16 protein-coding genes are annotated in these 18,104 nt (G+C 55.2%); 13 read left to right on the top strand and 3 right to left on the bottom strand.

Annotated elements, in window-relative coordinates; translation table 11 throughout:
- Positions 1-19 precede the first annotated feature (19 nt).
- From F5984_RS24370 to F5984_RS24315, 12 genes are all read left to right on the top strand, one after another.
- A complete protein-coding gene (locus tag F5984_RS24370; RefSeq protein WP_019990914.1) occupies positions 20-4,438 on the top strand; it encodes a CusA/CzcA family heavy metal efflux RND transporter in 4,419 nt (1,472 codons plus the stop codon).
- 13 nt (positions 4,439-4,451) lie between these two features.
- Positions 4,452-5,720 (top strand): efflux RND transporter periplasmic adaptor subunit, encoded by a 1,269-nt coding sequence (locus F5984_RS24365; RefSeq protein ID WP_019991115.1) that lies wholly within the window; start codon positions 4,452-4,454, stop codon positions 5,718-5,720.
- A 12-nt stretch (positions 5,721-5,732) separates the two neighbouring features.
- A complete protein-coding gene (locus F5984_RS24360) occupies positions 5,733-6,359 on the top strand; it encodes a hypothetical protein (RefSeq protein ID WP_019991114.1) in 627 nt (208 codons plus the stop codon).
- A 5-nt stretch (positions 6,360-6,364) separates the two neighbouring features.
- Positions 6,365-8,386, top strand: a complete 2,022-nt coding sequence (locus F5984_RS24355; protein ID WP_152126793.1) for a heavy metal translocating P-type ATPase — start codon at positions 6,365-6,367, stop codon at positions 8,384-8,386.
- 218 nt (positions 8,387-8,604) lie between these two features.
- Positions 8,605-9,036, top strand: coding sequence for a methyltransferase family protein (locus F5984_RS24350; RefSeq protein ID WP_019991112.1), 432 nt, complete (start codon positions 8,605-8,607; stop codon positions 9,034-9,036).
- A 102-nt stretch (positions 9,037-9,138) separates the two neighbouring features.
- Positions 9,139-9,495: a hypothetical protein gene (locus tag F5984_RS24345; protein ID WP_019991111.1), complete on the top strand. Its 357-nt coding sequence runs from the start codon at positions 9,139-9,141 to the stop codon at positions 9,493-9,495.
- A 104-nt stretch (positions 9,496-9,599) separates the two neighbouring features.
- Positions 9,600-10,094, top strand: a complete 495-nt coding sequence (locus F5984_RS24340) for a hypothetical protein (protein ID WP_019991110.1) — start codon at positions 9,600-9,602, stop codon at positions 10,092-10,094.
- Positions 10,095-10,187: 93 nt separating this feature from the next.
- Positions 10,188-10,469, top strand: a complete 282-nt coding sequence (locus F5984_RS24335) for a hypothetical protein (protein WP_019991109.1) — start codon at positions 10,188-10,190, stop codon at positions 10,467-10,469.
- A 205-nt stretch (positions 10,470-10,674) separates the two neighbouring features.
- Entirely contained in the window at positions 10,675-10,935 is a 261-nt protein-coding gene (locus F5984_RS24330) for a hypothetical protein (protein WP_019991108.1), read from the top strand.
- Positions 10,936-10,973: 38 nt separating this feature from the next.
- Positions 10,974-11,291 carry a hypothetical protein gene (locus F5984_RS24325; protein ID WP_019991107.1) on the top strand — a complete coding sequence of 106 codons (318 nt, stop codon included), beginning with the start codon at positions 10,974-10,976 and terminating at the stop codon, positions 11,289-11,291.
- Positions 11,292-11,311: 20 nt separating this feature from the next.
- Entirely contained in the window at positions 11,312-11,581 is a 270-nt protein-coding gene (locus F5984_RS24320) for a hypothetical protein (protein WP_019991106.1), read from the top strand.
- Between the two features lie 183 nt (positions 11,582-11,764).
- The gene (locus tag F5984_RS24315) at positions 11,765-12,763 is read left to right on the top strand and encodes a hypothetical protein (RefSeq protein WP_044130827.1); all 999 of its coding nucleotides are present in this window, start codon (positions 11,765-11,767) and stop codon (positions 12,761-12,763) included.
- 140 nt (positions 12,764-12,903) lie between these two features.
- Here the strand turns inward: F5984_RS24315 and F5984_RS24310 are convergent, their stop codons facing one another.
- Both F5984_RS24310 and F5984_RS24305 read right to left on the bottom strand, forming a co-directional pair.
- Positions 12,904-14,406: an FAD-binding domain-containing protein gene (locus tag F5984_RS24310; protein ID WP_152126792.1), complete on the bottom strand. Its 1,503-nt coding sequence runs from the start codon at positions 14,404-14,406 to the stop codon at positions 12,904-12,906.
- A 58-nt stretch (positions 14,407-14,464) separates the two neighbouring features.
- Positions 14,465-15,142: an endonuclease III domain-containing protein gene (locus F5984_RS24305; RefSeq protein WP_019991011.1), complete on the bottom strand. Its 678-nt coding sequence runs from the start codon at positions 15,140-15,142 to the stop codon at positions 14,465-14,467.
- A gap of 131 nt (positions 15,143-15,273) precedes the next feature.
- On the opposite strand from F5984_RS24305, the gene F5984_RS24300 reads away from it, so the two are divergent.
- The gene (locus F5984_RS24300; RefSeq protein ID WP_019991010.1) at positions 15,274-15,873 is read left to right on the top strand and encodes a TetR/AcrR family transcriptional regulator; all 600 of its coding nucleotides are present in this window, start codon (positions 15,274-15,276) and stop codon (positions 15,871-15,873) included.
- Positions 15,874-15,923: 50 nt separating this feature from the next.
- On the opposite strand, the gene F5984_RS24295 is transcribed toward F5984_RS24300, so the two are convergent.
- On the bottom strand, positions 15,924-18,092 hold the full coding sequence (locus F5984_RS24295; protein ID WP_245581713.1) for a YWFCY domain-containing protein: 2,169 nt from the start codon (positions 18,090-18,092) through the stop codon (positions 15,924-15,926).
- Between the last annotated feature and the right edge of the window lie 12 nt (positions 18,093-18,104).

Genomic DNA, 18,104 nt, shown 5'->3' with positions numbered 1-18,104 from the left:
CATTTGTTCAGACACGATCATGCTGGATCGACTCATCTATTTTTCCATTCAAAATAAGCTTATCATCGGGCTGTTCACCCTCGCGCTCGTCGTGTGGGGTGGCTATTCGCTGACCCGACTGCCCATCGATGCCCTGCCCGACATCACCAACAATCAGGTGCAGGTCATCACCCAAAGCCCGGCCCTGTCGGCCCCCGACGTAGAGCGGCTCATTAGCTTTCCCATCGAGCAGACAATGGCCACCCTGCCCGATCTGGTCGAGGTACGTTCCATTTCCCGCTTCGGTTTATCTGTCGTCACCATCGTTTTTACCGATGCGGTTGACGTACTAACAGCCCGCCAGCAGGTCTTTGAACGACTGCAACAGGCCCGCGCCCAGATACCAGCCGGTGCGGGCAACCCCGAACTGGCTCCCGTCACGACGGGGCTTGGCGAAATCTACCAGTACGTGATTCGGGCGAAACCCGGCTACGAAAAACGCTATAACGGTATGGAACTGCGCTCGATTCAGGACTGGATCGTTCGGCGGCAACTGTTGGGCACCAAGGGCGTGGCTGACGTAAGTAGTTTCGGGGGCCTGTTGAAACAGTACGAGGTGGCCGTCGATCCGCAGCGGCTCCGGGCGACCGGCGTAACGATGGACGAATTGTTCACCGCCCTCGAACGCAACAACCAGAACGCGGGCGGGGCTTACATCGACCGTCGGCCCAACGCCTACTTTATCCGCTCCGAAGGGCTAATCGGCACGTTAGGAGACATCGGCAAGATCGTCGTGCGCCGAACCGATGAGGGCGTACCCGTGCTGGTACGCGACGTGGCGCAAGTGCAGTTCGGCTCGGCGATTCGCTACGGAGCCATGACCCGAAACGACGAAGGCGAGGTCGTGGGGGCCATCGTGATGATGCTCAAGGGGGCCAATTCGTCCGAAGTGATCGGCAACGTCAAGGCCCGCATCGAGCAGATCAAAAAATCGCTGCCCGAAGGGGTTGAGATTCACGCCTTTTTAGACCGCACCAAACTCGTCAACCGCGCCATCGGTACCGTCGAGCGCAACCTCATCGAAGGTGCCCTGATCGTGGTGTTCGTGCTGGTGCTGATGCTGGGTAACTGGCGGGCGGGTTTGGTCGTCGCGTCGGTCATCCCTTTGTCGATGCTTTTTGCCGTCTCGATGATGAACCTCTTCGGCGTGTCGGGCAACCTGATGAGCTTAGGTGCCATCGACTTTGGGCTGATCGTGGACGGGGCCGTCATTATCGTCGAGGCCACCCTGCACCACATCGCCCTGAAGAACTATAGGCATAACCTGACCCAGGCCGAAATGGACGAAGAAGTGTATGAATCGGCCAGCCGCATCCGCTCGTCGGCAGCGTTCGGTGAAATCATCATCCTGATCGTCTATCTGCCCATTCTGGCCCTGGTCGGCATCGAGGGCAAGATGTTTCGCCCGATGGCCCAGACCGTCGCCTTTGCCATTGCCGGGGCCTTCATCCTTTCCCTGACCTACGTACCGATGGTGTCGGCCCTGTTGCTCAGCAAGAAACCTGTGCGTGAAGGAACCCGCACTATCTCCGACCGGATCATGGCCTTCTTCCACCGGCTCTACGACCCGGCTATCCGCTGGACATTAAACCACAAGGGTATCGTCGTCGGGCTGTCGGTCGCCCTGTTCGCCGTTTCGCTATTCGTCTTTAGCCGGTTAGGGGGCGAGTTCATTCCGCAATTGGACGAGGGCGATTTTGCGGTGGAAACCCGCGTGATGACCGGCTCCTCGCTGGCCCAATCGTCGGATGCCGCGTTACAGGCCGGACGGGTGCTCAAACAAAACTTCCCGGAAGTCATTGAGGTGGTCGGCAAAACCGGCGCGGGTGAGATTCCCACCGACCCCATGCCCATCGAAGCCACTGATCTGATGGTGATTCTGAAAGACCGCAGGGAATGGACTTCGGCCAACAGCCGGGAGGAATTGGCCGAAAAGATGCAGGCCAAATTAGAGCAGATACCGGGGGTGAGTTTCGGCTTTCTCCAACCCATTCAGATGCGCTTCAGCGAGTTGATGACGGGCGTCAAGCAGGACGTAGCCGTGAAGCTCTACGGCGAGGATTTGGGGATTCTGGCCGACTATGCCGCCCGCATTGGCCGGGTGGTCAGCACGGTGCCAGGGGCCAAAGACCTCTACGTCGAGCAGGTATCGGGGTTGTCGCAGATTGTGGTCAGGTTCGACCGGGATGCCCTGGCTCGCTTCGGGATGAGCATTGAGGAGGCCAATCGAAGTTTGCAGGCCGCCTTCGCGGGGGCCTCGGCGGGGCTGGTGTACGAAGGCGAACGACGCTATGACCTGGTGGTGCGGTTGCAGCAACAAAGCCGCCAACGACTTGAAGATGTGCAGAACCTATTGGTGACGACGGTTAATAATCAGGCAGTGCCGTTAGGTCAGATCGCCGACGTATCGTTTCAGAACAGCGTCAACCAGATTCAGCGCGAGAATGCCCAACGGCGCATTACGGTAGCCTTCAACGTGCGCGAACGTGACGTAGAAAGTGTCGTGCGCGAGTTGCAGCAGAAGTTGGACAGCCAGGTAAAGCTGCCCCCCGGCTACTACGTGACCTACGGCGGCCAGTTTCAGAACCTTCAGGAAGCCAAAGACCGCCTGAGCATCGCCGTACCCGTCGCCCTGGGACTGATTTTCCTCCTGCTGTTCTTCACCTTCGGCTCGGTACGGCAAAGCCTGCTGATCTTCTCGGCCATTCCGCTGTCGGCCATCGGGGGCGTAGTTGCCCTCTGGCTCCGGGATATGCCCTTTAGTATTTCGGCGGGCGTGGGCTTCATTGCTCTGTTTGGCGTAGCGGTGCTCAACGGCATCGTGCTGATCGGGGAGTTCAATCACCTCAAAGCAGGGGGCCTGGCTGATTTACGGACGATTATTCTGCAAGGCACGGCTACCCGGCTGCGGCCCGTGATGATGACCGCGCTGGTGGCTTCGCTCGGGTTTCTGCCGATGGCCTTGGCCCAGACCGCCGGGGCCGAAGTGCAACGCCCGCTGGCTACGGTCGTCATCGGTGGGCTGGTATCGGCTACGTTGCTGACCCTGCTGGTCCTGCCCTGCCTCTACTGGTGGGAGCAAACCCGCTGGGGCGCGAAGAAATCGGGCAACGTACCCCGCCCTGCGCCCGCGACGAGCTGGCTGCTGGTAGGTACGTTGCTGGGTGGACTTGGCCTGTCGGCCCAGGCGCAAACGCCCCCGACGGGCAACACGGGCAACCCAACGACCGGCCCGCTGACGCTCGAAGCGGCTTTGAACCAGGCAATTGCCAATAATGGGTCAAGCCGGGTGAGCAGCCTGAACATCGCTATCCAGCAAACCGCCCGGCGCACGGCCCGCGACATTGGCCGGACCGACGTATCGCTGGTGAGCGGGCAGTACAATTCGCTTAATTGGGATAACAACCTTACCATCTCCCAAAGTATTCCCAACGGCAAGCTGATCCGGGGGCTGGAACGACTGGCCGATGCAACCATCCGGGGGGGTGAATTACAACGCCAGTTGACCCAAACCGAGCTAAGGGCGCGGGTAAAAGGCACGTACCTGGAACTAACGTACCTCATTGAACGGCTCAACCTATTGGCCCGGCAGGATAGTCTGCTCGTCGCCTTTCGCCGGGCCACTGAAGTGCGGCAGCGCACCGGCGAGGGGACGGCACTCGAAGTAGCCACCGCCGACAACCTCATCGGCGAACTACGCAACCAACTGGCCCTGACCGAAGCCGACCGGCAAATTGCCCTGACAAGTCTGCAAACGCTGCTTAATACGACGAGTCCGTTAACGCTCCCGACCAGCCCGCTGGCACGTCGCCCACTACCGTTGCTGACCGATTCGGCCCTGGCCCAGAACCCGACCCTGGCTTTGCTGCGGCAGCAGGTGTTCATTGCCGGGGGGCAAATCGCCGTCGAGCAGGCCCGTTTACGGCCCGATTATTCGGTGGGCTACTTCAATCAGTCACTGATCGGTATGCAGAACATCGACGGGCAGGACCGGTATTTTGGCGCGGGAAGGCGGTTTCATGGGGTGCAGGTGGGCGTGGCGATTCCGCTGTTTCAGAAAGCTCAGCGCGCCCGCATCGAATCGGCCCGGCTGGGGCAGCAACTCGCCGAAGCCGCACTCGACTTTAACCAGCGGAATCTGCAAGGCAATTTGGCCGCCGTTGTGCAGGAGGTACGCAAGCAGCAGGCGAGCCTGACCTATTATGAGCAGACCGGCCTGCCCGTTGCCCGCCGACTGGCCGAGGGAGCCGAAAAGGCGTTCCGGGCCGGTGAAGCCGGTTATTTAGACTACAGCCAGGCCCTGACCCGCGCCTACCAGACGCAGTCGGGCTATTTAGATACGATCAATCAATACAATCAGGCGGTCGTCCAACTGGAGCAACTTCTGGGCCTGCCATAACCCCACTGAATCCATGATTTTCAGACGAAGTGTATCATTTATCGCCCTATTGTTCAGCTTACTGGCTGTACCGATGGCCTGCCAGCAGCGCACCGGCGACGCGGCAAAACCAACCGGGGAAGCCGAGCATCCCCACGAAGAAGGCCCGACGGATGTGGTCGAACTGACCGACGATCAGCGACGTATTGCCGCCATAGCAGTAGGCAGCGTCGAATACCGCAACCTCGGCCAGACGCTACAGGTCAATGGCCGATTGGCCGTGCCGGCTCAGAGCCAGGTGAACATCACGGCCCTGCAAGGCGGGTTTGTACGGGCCATCCCCCTGCTACCCGGCCAGCCCGTGCGGAAGGGGCAGGTCCTGGCCCGCATTGAAAACCCCGACCTGATCGGGGTGCAGCAGGAATACGCCGAAACCCACAGCCGCCTGACGTACCTCGAAGCCGAGTTTGCCCGCCAGCAGGAACTGAGCCGCGAGAACGTCAGTGCCCTGAAGGTGTTGCAGCAAACCACCGCCGATCTGAGGGCGACCCGCGCCCGCGTGACGGGGCTGGCCCAGCGCATCCGGCTGGTGGGCCTGTCGCCCCAGTCGGCATTAGCGGGAAAATTCAGTGCCGGCTACGTCGTTACCGCTCCCGTGGCGGGCGTCGTGACCGACGTACCCGCCGTGGCCGGGCAGTACGTGCAGCCCGCCGACGTGATTGCCCGCCTTACCAGCAGCCAGGGTTTGTATGCCGAACTGACGGTATTCGAAAAGGATTTGCCCCAGTTGCGCGAAGGCCAGCGGGTGAGCATCGTACTCAACAACGAAGGGGGCCGGGAGCGTTTGGGACGCATCAGCTTTATCAACCGGGCCATCGACGCAGACCGTTCCGTTCGGGTGGTTGTGCGGCTTGACCAATCCGATGCCCGGTTGGTGCCGAACACGTTTCTGAAAGCGAGTTTAGACCTCGGTAACAGCCGGGTTACGGCCCTGCCCGAAGGGGCCATCGTGTCGGCGGAGGGAAAAGATTACATCTTTATCGAGACCGACGATCAGGCAGCACATCACCACGAGGAAGGAGAAGCTGAACAGTCAGAGAAGGAAGAGCATGAAGCATCCGATCCACCGTCGCGGTTTAAACAAATACCCGTGCGCCGGGGCGTAACCGAAGGCGGCTATTCGCAGGTGACGTTGCCGGGCAATCTGGATATAGCGAAGTCACGGGTAGTGGTGAAGGGGGCCTACGCGCTGCTGTCGCAGCTCAAAGCGGCCAGTGGGGAAGAAGAAGGACACGCGCACTAAACAGACAGGACGATGGACAGTATTCTGATTGGTAGCCTGACCCTGAGCCTGCTTCACGCGCTGATTCCCAGCCATTGGCTCCCCTTCGTCACCATTGGGCAAACCGAACGGTGGAGCCTTCGGCAGACGTTGACGGTAACGACCATTGCGGGGCTGGCTCACACGATTAGCACGACGCTGCTGGGTGTACTGGTGAGCCTGGCGGGCTGGCAACTGGCCGAAAACTACCACGACCTCTCGGAGCGAGCCATACCGCTGTTGCTCCTGGCGTTAGGATTGTGGTATTTGATGCAACACCTGCGCCACCGCCACGTGCATGACCACATCGATACGGACACAGCGCGGAAAGCGCGTTCGTTTTCGGCCCTGCTACTCTCGCTGGGGCTGGCCATGTTTCTCTCGCCCTGTCTGGAAATCGAAGCGTACTTCCTCAGCGCGGGCGCGAAGGGCTGGTCGGCGGTACTGCTGGTAGCCCTGATCTATAACGTCGTCACGCTGTCGGGAATGCTGGTGATGGTCGCGATTGGTCGGCGGGGACTGCAACGGGTGAACCCCCACTGGTTCGAGCACTACGAAAACCTGATTACCGGCCTGACCCTCGTTGGGCTGGCGATTCTCAACTTTTTCATTGAATTCTAAGCGAAATGGCACACGACCATAGTCACGACCACGAGGGACACAATCACGACGACGTAGACCTCATTGAAGCAGGGACTACCCCCGCAGCCGACGCGGCCCCGGCTAAAGAAGGGCCGTTCCAAACGGTACGTACCTACGCTCCGGCTATCAGTAGTCTGGTGCTGCTGCTGGGCGGCATCGGGCTGGATCAATACGCGCCGGGCTGGTTTGGCGACCCCTGGCGACTCATCTGGTACGTCGTGGCGTACCTGCCCGTTGGCTGGCCGGTGCTGCGCCGGGCGTGGAGCAGCATTCGCCGGGGGGATGTCTTCACGGAATTTTTCCTGATGAGCGTCGCGACGCTCGGCGCGTTCGCTATTCGCGAATACCCCGAAGGCGTGGCCGTGATGCTGTTCTACACTATCGGCGAACTGTTTCAGGAAGCCGCCGTGCTGCGGGCGCGTCGCAGCATCAAAGCCCTGCTGGACGTGCGGCCCGACGAGGTAACGGTGCTTAGAAACGGCAACGCCCAGGTAGTGAAGGCCGCGACGGTGGCCGTCGGCGAGGTGATCCAGATCAGGCCGGGCGAGAAAGTCGGGCTGGATGGGACGATGCGCTCCGACTCGGGTACGTTCGATACGGCGGCTCTGACGGGCGAGAGCGTTCCGCGCACCATCGGGCGGGGCGAAGCGGTGCTGGCAGGCATGATCAACCGGCAATCGCTGGTGGAGATGGACGTAACGACTCCGTATCAGGATTCCAAGTTGTCGCGCATCCTGAAGCTGGTGCAGCAGGCGACAGGCCGCAAGGCGCAGACTCAGGAGTTTATCGCCCGCTTCGCCAAGATATACACGCCCATCATCTGTTTGCTGGCCGTGCTGATTACGGTACTACCGTATTTCTTCGTCGCCGACTACCGCTTGGCCGACTGGCTGTACCGGGGGCTGGTGTTTCTGGTGATCGGCTGTCCGTGTGCGCTGGTGATCTCCATTCCGCTGGGCTACTTCGGCGGTATCGGGGCGGGGTCGCGGCAGGGTATCCTGTTCAAAGGCTCGGTATTTTTGGACCTGATGACGCAGGTCAAAACCGTTGTCATGGACAAGACCGGTACGTTGACGAAGGGCGTGTTCCGGGTGCAGGAAGTCAACCCCGTTGGTATCGACGCGGGTACGCTGGCCCGGCTCACGGCGGCATTAGAAAGTAAATCAACCCACCCGGTCGCGACAGCGGTCATCGAGTACGCCCGTGTAAACGGGGATGATAACGCCTTCGGGAACGTACCCGTCGAAGCCGTCGAGGAGATTGCCGGGCATGGGCTAAAAGGACGCGTCGATGGGAAAGAAATGTTGGTGGGCAATGCCAAACTGCTCCGCAAGTTCGGGGTAGCGTTCGACGAGGCACTGACCCGGATTCCCTACACGGTGGTGATGACCGCCCTCGACGGGACATTTGCGGGCTACTTTACCATCGCCGACGAAGCCAAACCCGACGCTACCGACGCGGTCAAACGGCTGCAAGCCGAAGGCATTCGCACCGTGATGCTGTCGGGCGATAAGTCGGCTGTTGTCGAGATAGTGGCCAAACAGGTAGGCATTGACGAATGGCACGGCGATCTGTTACCCGAAGATAAGGTAGCCCAGGTAGAACGGCTCAAAGCAGAGCAAGCCGCTAACCCAAAGGCGAAGCGTCGCCCGGCGAAGCTGGCTTTCGTGGGTGATGGCGTAAACGACGCGCCGGTCGTGGCCCTGGCCGACGTGGGCATGGCGATGGGGGGCCTTGGCTCGGATGCCACTATCGAAACCGCCGATGTAATCATTCAGAACGACGAACCCTCTAAAATTGCTACGGCGGTGGAGATTGGCCGGGCCACGCGTCGAATTGTCTGGCAGAACATTACGCTCTCACTGGTAGTCAAAGCCATCGTGCTGGTGTTGGGAGCCGGGGGCGTAGCCACCATGTGGGAGGCTGTCTTCGCCGACGTAGGTGTGGCGATGCTGGCCATCCTGAACGCCGTGCGGGTGCAGAATCTGAAATTTGATGGAAAGTAGTTAACACACACCAGCCCTGTCCCTACAGGGCTGGCCTACCTACACACTCAATGGAGACGTACATCAAACCGAATTTATGGCTTATTTTTCTGTTATATGGCGGTATTGTACTGGTACTGCCCACCTACCGGGTGTGAAAGCAGACCGGCATCAACCCACTAACGTTTGGCAACACTGACTCGGCGCATGATTACGCAGGGCGGGTTTTCAAGGTACTGATGGGCCTGTTGCTGGGTACGATTCTGGTGTATTGCTTTACCGACGGGTATGGCTGGTTAACTCCGATTCGCTGGCTGGAGGGACCTAAGATCGGGGCAACCGGTGTTGGACTGGTCGCTTTGTCGCTGTTGTGGATTATGCTTGCCCAGCACCAGATGAATCAGTCGTGGCGCATCGGTATCGATGAGGCTCATCCAACCACGCTGGTTACCACCGGCATCTTTGCCTATTCCCGCAACCCAATCTTCCTGGGTATGCTGGTCGGCATTGGCGGGCTGTTTCTGGTGCTGCCCAATGCCGTTACGCTGTGCCTGTTGGGCGTGGGCTATGTGGTCATGCAATTACAGGTACGTCTGGAGGAGGAGTTTCTGGAACGACAGCACGGGGAAGCGTATCGGGCGTACCGAACCCAGACCCGGCGTTGGCTCTAATCAGCACGACTCAACGCAGCTTGTTTGGGGTGTTTTGCCGGTATCAGTACCGTTAAAGATGTCCAATGTATTCTGATTTTCAGATAATTAACAATAGAAAAAATGAAAACTACACTTTCTGTCCTGCTGCTTTCCCTGCTTCCCCTGTTGACCCAGGCCCACAGCTATTGGCTCGAACTGAAAGGTGCCGGTAAGGTGGGTGAACCCATGACGGTGCAATGCTACTTCGGTGAACTCGAAAATGGTCTGCGCGAAAAAGGTTCTGTTTTGAACGGTATCAAAGCTTTCACGGCCTCAGTGTTGCTGCCCGATGGCACCACCGAGCCGCTGACATTAATCCCCGCCGAGAACTGCTATCAGGTCCAGTTTACGCCTAAGCAGGCCGAATTGCAGCGTTGCTACAAATTCACCGAACAGGAATGCCACTTCGCCGATTGGTCGAAAATGCAAAAGGGTTAATCGAATACAGGTTGGGGCGCACCGCTTCAGCCTGTTTTTTTGAAACATGGACGCTCCACCTGACTGATGGGTGAAGACAAAAGCGCAGTCCTTACTAACCCAAGATGTGCAACAATTTATTTACACGTACCCAGGATGTCTGGTTGTTTGGCAATTCGGCCAATAGCATATGGCCTTCATTATCAACACCAGATCAGGGTGACAGCGCATGGCGACCTCGTCAGGTGATGGATTGGGAAACCTTTTGGCGGAGAGCCAGCAAGGTCAATTGTATTCTGCCTAAGCGGCTGGTGCTCCTGGCGGATGCAAGTGCCCTGTCGCATGAAATCATCTTTCAGATTCAGCAGTACAGAGCGCAAAATGCCCTGTTTTCGCCGGTCATCCATTTTGATAAACCGGACTTGTGCAAGTTCATTCACACCTTCAATAGTGATCTGGCTGGGTACTGTGCGGCCACCGATACCAACGAAGAAATGGGGCGGCTTCTGAGGGCGGTATGCGCCGGAAAGCATTACTACAGTCCGGGCTTTTGCCAGATGGTGGAGGATTTGGGCTTTCCTATCGCGAGAGGAGACGATGATGAATACATAAAAAATTAAACAAAAAACTAATGAATCTATTAGTAACAACCGTGAAAAATAATCTTATTTGCACCGCAGGGGCTTGCTTACCAGGCCCTCTGCTATGCGAATATGGAACAGAAACCCAAACTTCTTTACGAAGACATCTACGGCCTCTTTGAATTTCGGGGCATCAAACAAGGCAAAATCGCCGAGGTGATGAAGATGTCTTACAACAATTGGTACAAAACCAAACAGAATCACCTACGCAATTTGAGTCTCAATGAAATAGGAGAATTGGCCATGTTCCTCGATTTACCACCCGAACAGGTGTTTAGTCTGTGTTTCGCTGTCTATAAACGAGCCTATCTTGAGGAACAAAATATGCCTTTACCCGAACCGTCTAAGGCGTAAACGTTCTGACCCGCTGGAAGCGGGTTTTTTTACGCCCATCTGGGTATAATCAAAGGGGATTGGGCGAAGATAAATAGGTAAATCAAAGAGGATTTATAAAGAGCAATTTATTGAAAATCAGAGTTTTATGTATATAAAGTAGGCTGTAAATTTAGGTAGTGAATCAGCGAACGACTTAACTAACCCCGCTGAGATTACGGCCCTTATGACTTGTTTTTGCAGCCCTGCCCGCGTTCGGTTAGCCATCGACAGCCGCATCAACCGCGACCTTATCGCTACGGCCCGAGAGCAGGGATTTGTGTTCAGCAACCCGCCCGAAGACTTCCTCATCAGGGAGCGCGTGGCCGTCGCCGACTTAGAAAATCCGGCCTTCATGTGTACGCCCGACGTAATGCACTGGTTGATGGGAAAGGCCATCGAAGCCACACTGTTTCAATTATATCTGTCCCGCCGAATGCGTCAATAAGCCCCCTACCCTACTTTAAACACCCTATTCATTCTGATATGACAAAGACTATGAACCCCTACGTACAAACCCTGTACGACCAAATTGGCCCTATGGCTTTCTCGATGATGGGAGCCAAACGTTTCCACGTCGATAACCGGGCAAACTCGTTAAGGTGGCAGATAGCCAACTCGAAAATCAAAAGTGTTACTGTTCGCTACGACATCACCAGCGATTTGTACGAAGTTTCGTTTCTAACTGAGACTGCTAAAACCATTTCCGAAATTGTCATCGAGCAGGTAGAAATAGGTCAGTTACACGCCACTATTGAGCGGATGACTGGATTACGGCTTTCTCTTTCCCGTGTGTATGCGTAACAGAATACTTATCTTTGAGTATGAGAGCACCCTACAGCGAACGCGCCAAAGCTATCCTGAATAATCCAGACACAGCCAAACAACTCACAGAATGGCTAAAAAGCGGTCAGACGACCGGCAAAATCCTGTACATAGATGAGCAACAGCAACCCAGAACTGTTATCGCGAGCCGTACTAATCGCCCCGAAGCTACGCACGGCGACGAGCCAAGACTGTTGACGTTATGGGAGCGAATCAAAGGATTTATGGCTGTCCTGCTTGGTGCTCTTGTCAATCCGTTTGGGTCGTGAGCGGTGCCTTTACGGCACCGTTTTTTTAATCAAGGGGTGCTGAAAATTTGCATTAACATAGTGGAGTTGAAAGTGTTATGTCTTTGATGGTGAATTAGTTATACTGTAATTGATTGGCTATTTTTATATCAGCAAACGGCCTGACGGTAGGGCCGTACAAAACAACAAAACTTGCTGATCGCCATGCGCAAAGCCAACATAAACAACCAACTTTTAACCACTGATTCTTGGGACACGATTTGCTTTCCCGTCAAGTCCGTTCCCGCCCGTGACATCCTGCCCGACCCCTACCGGGTCGTACCTACCGACCGGCAGCATTTTATCGTCGGCACCATGCCCAGCGAAGAACGCCAGATTTTTGCCGCCCAGTCGCCCCGCTATTCGCTCATTCCAAACGCAGTTATTCGCGATGCTGTTACAGAAGTGACGGGTATTGAGCAGCCCGTACATATCCGCTACAGCCGTAACGGTGAGTACTCGATTAATATCATTCTGCCCGACGAAACGACCGTAGGTCCTAACGACGTGATTCAGCGGCAACTGACGTTTACTAATTCGTACACGGGTAAGTCTCAGTTTACCATTCAGGGTACGGAGATGAAGCGGGTACGGGAGCAAAAGGTACGGGTAGCATTTTACCGTCAAATCTGTTCAAACGGTATGATGGGATGGGCCGACGAGTTCGTAAGCCTTGACCAGTACCTTGATTGGCTCGTGACGGGTCAAACGCCGGAGAAAGCCAAAGTAAAGGGCTTGGAATGGGTCTATGAAAGTGCCGAGACCTTACGAGCCTATCAGCACATCTTTACCCACCGGGGTATCAACCTGAATCAGTTCCGTGCCTTTCTGGTCAACTTTTTGCGCGACTTCCTACGCTACGCGCAGGACTGCCCCAGCCCTACGCAGGACGTGTTTAGCGTGATGCAGGACACCGCCGTAACCGACCGGCAGGAAGCCGCCCGACTGGTCCGTAAAGTGGGTGTTTCGCAAAAATTGGTTGATGCCGCTATGGAACGTATGGCCACCGAGGAATGCGTTTTAGGCTCCGGCCCCAACGCTTGGCTCCTGTACAACGGCGTAAACCACGCGCTATTCAATGGTAATTCGGGTCTGACGCTACCCGCCCGTTACGCCCTTGATGAAAAAGCCTTTCACGCCATAGCTGCCCACTACATTTTGTAGAAAGCAAGCTGACTGCCTTTAAGGGCAGTCAGTGAGGAACAAAGGGGTAGATTGTTTATAATTTTCAATGATTTCCAGACAATTATAACTTCAGAATTTTATCATCTAATACAGCTTAGTCAAGGATGGTTCTCGCCCAACTATCTTTCGACCAGATGGTCGCCGGGCAGGTCGCTCCTCGAAGAGGTTATTTGGTTACGAAATTTATAGAACTGTTCTTGTGCGAACTGGTACGTTTGCTTCGTGTCTATGATAGGGGCCGGGTACTCCTGACCGATCCGGCACCCAGCGGTCTGTTGTTCTAACGCTGGCATCGTCCATGGCTGGTGAATGTACCGCGTCGGGCAGGCAACCAGTTCAGGTACCCACTGCCGGATGAATTGCCCCTCAGGATCGTGTTCCTGTGATTGCTTGACGGGGTTATAAATTCGGACGGGCTGGCGATCACTGGCCAGAATTCCGGCCTGTAGCTGAAGCTGAGCATAGTGGATCCCCGGTTCAAAATCCGTGTACTGACGGGCTAAATGCCAGCCCCCTTCCTGCCAGTGCTGAAACAGATGGTGCGTCAGAAACGAAATCAGCAGGGCCCGCATTCTAAAGTTGACATAGCCCGTAGCAATCAGACACCGCATACAGGCATCAATTAGTGGATAACCTGTCTGACCCGTTTGCCAGGCCAAAAAATGCGCTGGGTTCACCTGCTTTTCAAGGGCATCGAAAGCGGAGTGCTTGTTCTCGAACTCGATGCGCTCATCGCGCTCAAAGAGTTGAATGAAATAACTTTGAGCACGCAGTCGGGAAATGAACAGGGCCGAAGGGCGAATGCCATTGCTGCCATTAGGGGGACGAACCGCCTGCTGGTAAGCCTGATATACCTGTCTTGCGCTTAGACAGCCCCAGGCCAGATAAGGCGACAGGCGGCTCCCACCCCGCCGACTCTCCAGCGGTTTGGAAATGGAGTTTTCGTACTGAGCAATCCGTTGGGCAAAGAAACTGGTCATATAACGGTGGGCGTTACGTTCTCCGCCAGGCTGAAACTGGGGGTCGGTCTGCTGCCAGTCATCAGGCAGGGCAGGCCCCCGCTCGACTTCGTACCAATTGGCGAGTAGCCGAACCGGTTGCCAGCGAGTAAGGTCAGGCTGTTGCTGGCACTGCTGCATGGTTCGGTCCCAATTTGCCTGAACGCCTACACCGGTTTTTAGCCCCCGCCGGACCGCATTGCTCTCATACTCCCGCCAGTCTAACCTATGCTGCTGGCAGAAACGAGCTACTATCTTATCGCGGTCATAGGTGATCCGCAGGCCGGTTTCCTGGTGAGAATACAGGGTATGAATGGTAAACTGACGATGTAAGGCGGTCAGCACGTCGATCACCTCTCGCTGAAACAGATAAACGGGAGCAGTATAGGTTATGGGCAGGTCCATCAATTGCCCGTTTAGATCTGTCAGCGATTCATAGACAAACCGCCAGTGCCGCATGGCGTAATTTGGGTCTGCCATGACCGACGGCTCGAAACAGTATAACAGCAATAGCGGTCGGCCCGATTGCTGACCGGCTTCGATGGCAGCTTTCAGCGGCTCGTGGTCACGTAAACGTAGGTCACGCTTGAACCAGAGGACATTGATACCGGAGGGCTTATTCATGACTGATACGGGCTGCTGAGAACAGAAAGCAGGTTGAGCGGAAGAACGGCAATGCACCTCAGGCCGCCTGTGTCAGTCCTTTCAAAACATGTTCTTGGTAGTATTCGCACAGATGGGTTAGTGGGCATTCCTCGCAGTGGGGCTTGCGGGCTACGCATACTTTCATGCCGTGTTGAATCAGCCATTCGTGGGCGTGGCGTTTGAACTCAGCGGGCGTAATCTGGTTGAGTTGATCGGCTGTGGCGTTGGCAGTGGTGGCCTTTACCATGCCCAGCCGATTGACAACCCGAAATACGTGCGTATCGACGGCGATGGCTGGCTGCTCAAACACAAAATTCAGCATGATGTCAGCGCACTTACGACCAATGCCGCTCAAGGTCAGCAACTCCTCCTTCGTTTGAGGAATCTGTCCGTGGTACTGGTCGATGATTTGAGCAGCCATCGTTTTCAGATTTTTCGCTTTCCGGTTGTAGTGAGCCACCGACTGGATGCGGTGAACCAGTTCCTGCTCATCCATATCGCGTAGCTGCTCGAACGTATGTACCGTCTCATAAAGTGCTAAAGCCGCTTTAATAGTCCGTTTCGAGGTCGTCATAGTCGATAATGCCACCGATACTAAACTCCGGAAAGGTGTGTCTGAGAGTCCATTAGTCATCCACTCATCGTCGGTTTGATCGAAGGTTGTGTAAGTATGGCTCAGAATTTGGTAAGCTTCTGTAAGTTGATCGGATTTCATATAACTATTGATTTTTATCTAAATATATAACACACTGACACTTTTATTTGTTTTGTCAGTGTGTTATATATTTTGTTTTGTCTATCATGAACCGTCGAACCGGCAGTATCTTCGACTAATCATTGCATATAATGGCTAAACCTGATGTGAAAGAACCCAACCTGCGCACGGTCATTTTGGAGCAGGCGACCAAACTGTTCAAGCTGTTTGGATATAACAAACTGGTGATGGACGATATCGCCCGGGCGGTGGGCAAGAGTCGCAGCACACTATACTTGTATTTCAAGGACAAAGAGGAAATCTTTTCCACCATCGCCGAGGGAGAAATCAAGCTATACCTGCACGAACTGATCAGCGATTTGCCCAATCACCCGACAGCCGCCGACCAGCTACGGGCATATTTTCGTATAAAGTTTGATTTCCGTCACGCTAAGGCTACCGAATTTTTGACCATGACGCGGGAGGGCTATCCTGAACTGCTGGCCAAGATGCGCCTGCACACTGACCCACCAGAAATTGCCCACTTAACTGGCATTATCCGCTTCGGCGTAGCCAACGGCGAATTCGAGCCTTTGACTGATATGCAGATTGAGCTGATGGCCAATATGATGGTCAGTGCGCTGCATGGAATTGCAAACGACCTAACAGCACAGCCCGAAACCTCCGATGTAGTTTCAGTGCATTCGTTACTACAACTACTATTTGTCAGCGGTCTGGAAAAAAGGACTTAGCGTAACTACATTCAACATTAAATTATCGATCAACAATTGATTGTAACCTCCTATCCTTTTCGCTCTTTGAAGACAATCCCGAACTCTGCTACCTCGCAATCGACCAATAGCTGAATGTCTTCTTTCACCCGGCGGTAGTTGTCCTGAAGCAACTGGGTCTTGAACACCTGACGCATGGCCGGCGTCGTGTCGGCTGGTTCAACGCCGTACACGTCCCGTATGATGCTGTCAAGGTCCAGCATGGGCGGTAGCTGATGAGCTTTTTTCATTTGCTGCTCTTCCACACCTATGAATGCTTTAAACGTTTTCAGGTCGAACTCTTCGCCGAAGTTGTCGACGAACTGCCCCACAAACTCGCCCTGCTTTAGGCGCGAAATCTTGGCCGCCGGGATCATCTCTGTGAGTTGCTGCGATACGTTGATGGTCGTATCGTTTTTCGAGTACGTAATCGACTCTTTGGTTTGATTGGTTTTGCCAAACCGGCGCGAAAGTTTCTCGGCCGTTTCGTACACGACCGTACCAGCAAACACATTTGCCCCCAGGTTCATGATGACTTTGGCTTCTTTCTCTCCATAATCGCGGGTCAACTGCTCAAAATCCTGGATGCCCAGCCAGGTGGCCACCTTGTTGGAGCGGGCCGTGGCGATGAGCAAGTCCAACCCTTTCAGAAACATCGTGGGTAGTTCGTCCCAAAACAGGGCCGATTTCAGTCGCCCTTTCCGGTTGACCAGCTTCATGAGCCGGGCGGTGTAAAGCGAAAACGCTGTGCCGTATATGGCAGTACGTTCGGGGTTATTGCCCGTACACAAAATCTTGGGGTCGTTGGGGTTGTTAATGTCGAGCGTGAAGTCGGAGCCGGTCATTACCCAATACAGCGTCGGCGATGAAAGGCGGGCCATCGGAATCCGCACTGACGAAATCTGTCCTTCCAACTGCTCCATCGCGCCCCCGTCGCGGGCATCGATGAACGGTCTGACGTAAATCTCGACTTCGGGGTAACGCTCCATGAGCGCGAACGTCTCGTCGTACCGCCGGTTAATGAACTCCAGCGTGTGGGGGAAGGTGCAGCATTTAGATAGCCGGGCGTAGGTGGCCAGCCTTTGCGGGTTTTGCTGGTTGGCGGGTTTGGCTTCCTCCACGGCACAAAGACCCCGATACTTCAGGCTGACAGTCCGCAGATACCAGAGCACCGACGTCAGGAAGTTGATGGCCGATTCTGGGAAAAATTCACCCTGCTTCTGCGCCCACGTCCGGTTCAGGTTGAGCATGACCGTCTGAGCCGCTTCGTAGGCATCCATCACGTCGGTCATGCCGTCGGCGTCGATGGGGTTACAGCGGTGCGAATACTCGATGTCATCGAAGTTCAGTACGTAGAACTTTGGAATGAGCGGATCGTTCCGGTGTTTGCGGTCAGCTAATTGGTCGGCAGGTGTCCAGGCGTAGGTGTTTTCAGCAATAGTCTTGCGGTAGGCGTTGTAAGCTTCCAGCGTCAGGTCTGGAAACTTGAAGTCATACACGTAGGTCACGTACCCCTTGTACATACTCTGCCAAAGTGCCTGAATCAAGATTGCAAATGTCTTCCCCGACCCCTGAAGGCCCAGCACAATCACCGAGCGGAACGGATTGACGATGTTGACCAATCCCCGTCGCCATGCTCCTTTGTAGGCATATAGGGTCTGGAAGTGAATGGAAAATTCATTCTGCACCAGCGTTTCATTCTGCGGAAACTCCTCGTTGGTGTCGTTGAAGATGTCGTTCGGACTGCGGGTAAACAGAATCCGCGAGAGATACTGCCCGCCTTTTATCAACTGCATGGTGCCGGCCAGCGTCAGGCCGATGTACAGCACGTCCACAGCCAGTGGAGCGACAAGGGCTTTGGCGTAAAGCAACGGCACAGAACCCAGGAACAGCAACAACCCGACCGAAGCATAGCGCAATACCTGGTGCCGACCAATCGAGGGGTCGATTTTCCCTTTCGAGCCGATGGCGTACAGAAACAGTAGTAGCAGCACCAGTGCTTTAGTAATCAGCGGATTTTTGAACAATTCCAACCGTTCGTTTAATATAGATAGACCGCTATAAAAATATTCCTGTAGCCAGCTATTTGAATAGACAACTTCATAGCAATACCATAAGCAGTGCAAAATCAGTAGTCCGATAGCTGCAATGATGAAGAGTTCGACGGTTTGGGTGTGTCCCTCCCGTTCCTTGTTGGTCATTTCGGGCATGAT

Origin of the sequence: Rudanella paleaurantiibacter, assembly GCF_009184635.1 — a bacterium.
In the GTDB taxonomy this organism is placed as follows: domain Bacteria; phylum Bacteroidota; class Bacteroidia; order Cytophagales; family Spirosomataceae; genus Rudanella; species Rudanella paleaurantiibacter.
The sequence above is the reverse complement of the archived record's forward strand: the minus strand, read 5'-3'. Positions and strand labels throughout refer to the sequence as shown.

Coding starts and splice junctions, on each gene's coding strand:
- F5984_RS24370 (WP_019990914.1), top strand. CDS start 20: ATGCTGGATCGACTCATCTATTTTTCCATTCAAAATAAGCTTATCATC.
- F5984_RS24365 (WP_019991115.1), top strand. CDS start 4,452: ATGATTTTCAGACGAAGTGTATCATTTATCGCCCTATTGTTCAGCTTA.
- F5984_RS24360 (WP_019991114.1), top strand. CDS start 5,733: ATGGACAGTATTCTGATTGGTAGCCTGACCCTGAGCCTGCTTCACGCG.
- F5984_RS24355 (WP_152126793.1), top strand. CDS start 6,365: ATGGCACACGACCATAGTCACGACCACGAGGGACACAATCACGACGAC.
- F5984_RS24350 (WP_019991112.1), top strand. CDS start 8,605: ATGGGCCTGTTGCTGGGTACGATTCTGGTGTATTGCTTTACCGACGGG.
- F5984_RS24345 (WP_019991111.1), top strand. CDS start 9,139: ATGAAAACTACACTTTCTGTCCTGCTGCTTTCCCTGCTTCCCCTGTTG.
- F5984_RS24340 (WP_019991110.1), top strand. CDS start 9,600: ATGTGCAACAATTTATTTACACGTACCCAGGATGTCTGGTTGTTTGGC.
- F5984_RS24335 (WP_019991109.1), top strand. CDS start 10,188: ATGGAACAGAAACCCAAACTTCTTTACGAAGACATCTACGGCCTCTTT.
- F5984_RS24330 (WP_019991108.1), top strand. CDS start 10,675: ATGACTTGTTTTTGCAGCCCTGCCCGCGTTCGGTTAGCCATCGACAGC.
- F5984_RS24325 (WP_019991107.1), top strand. CDS start 10,974: ATGACAAAGACTATGAACCCCTACGTACAAACCCTGTACGACCAAATT.
- F5984_RS24320 (WP_019991106.1), top strand. CDS start 11,312: ATGAGAGCACCCTACAGCGAACGCGCCAAAGCTATCCTGAATAATCCA.
- F5984_RS24315 (WP_044130827.1), top strand. CDS start 11,765: ATGCGCAAAGCCAACATAAACAACCAACTTTTAACCACTGATTCTTGG.
- F5984_RS24310 (WP_152126792.1), bottom strand. CDS start 14,406: ATGAATAAGCCCTCCGGTATCAATGTCCTCTGGTTCAAGCGTGACCTA.
- F5984_RS24305 (WP_019991011.1), bottom strand. CDS start 15,142: ATGAAATCCGATCAACTTACAGAAGCTTACCAAATTCTGAGCCATACT.
- F5984_RS24300 (WP_019991010.1), top strand. CDS start 15,274: ATGGCTAAACCTGATGTGAAAGAACCCAACCTGCGCACGGTCATTTTG.
- F5984_RS24295 (WP_245581713.1), bottom strand. CDS start 18,092: ATGACCAACAAGGAACGGGAGGGACACACCCAAACCGTCGAACTCTTC.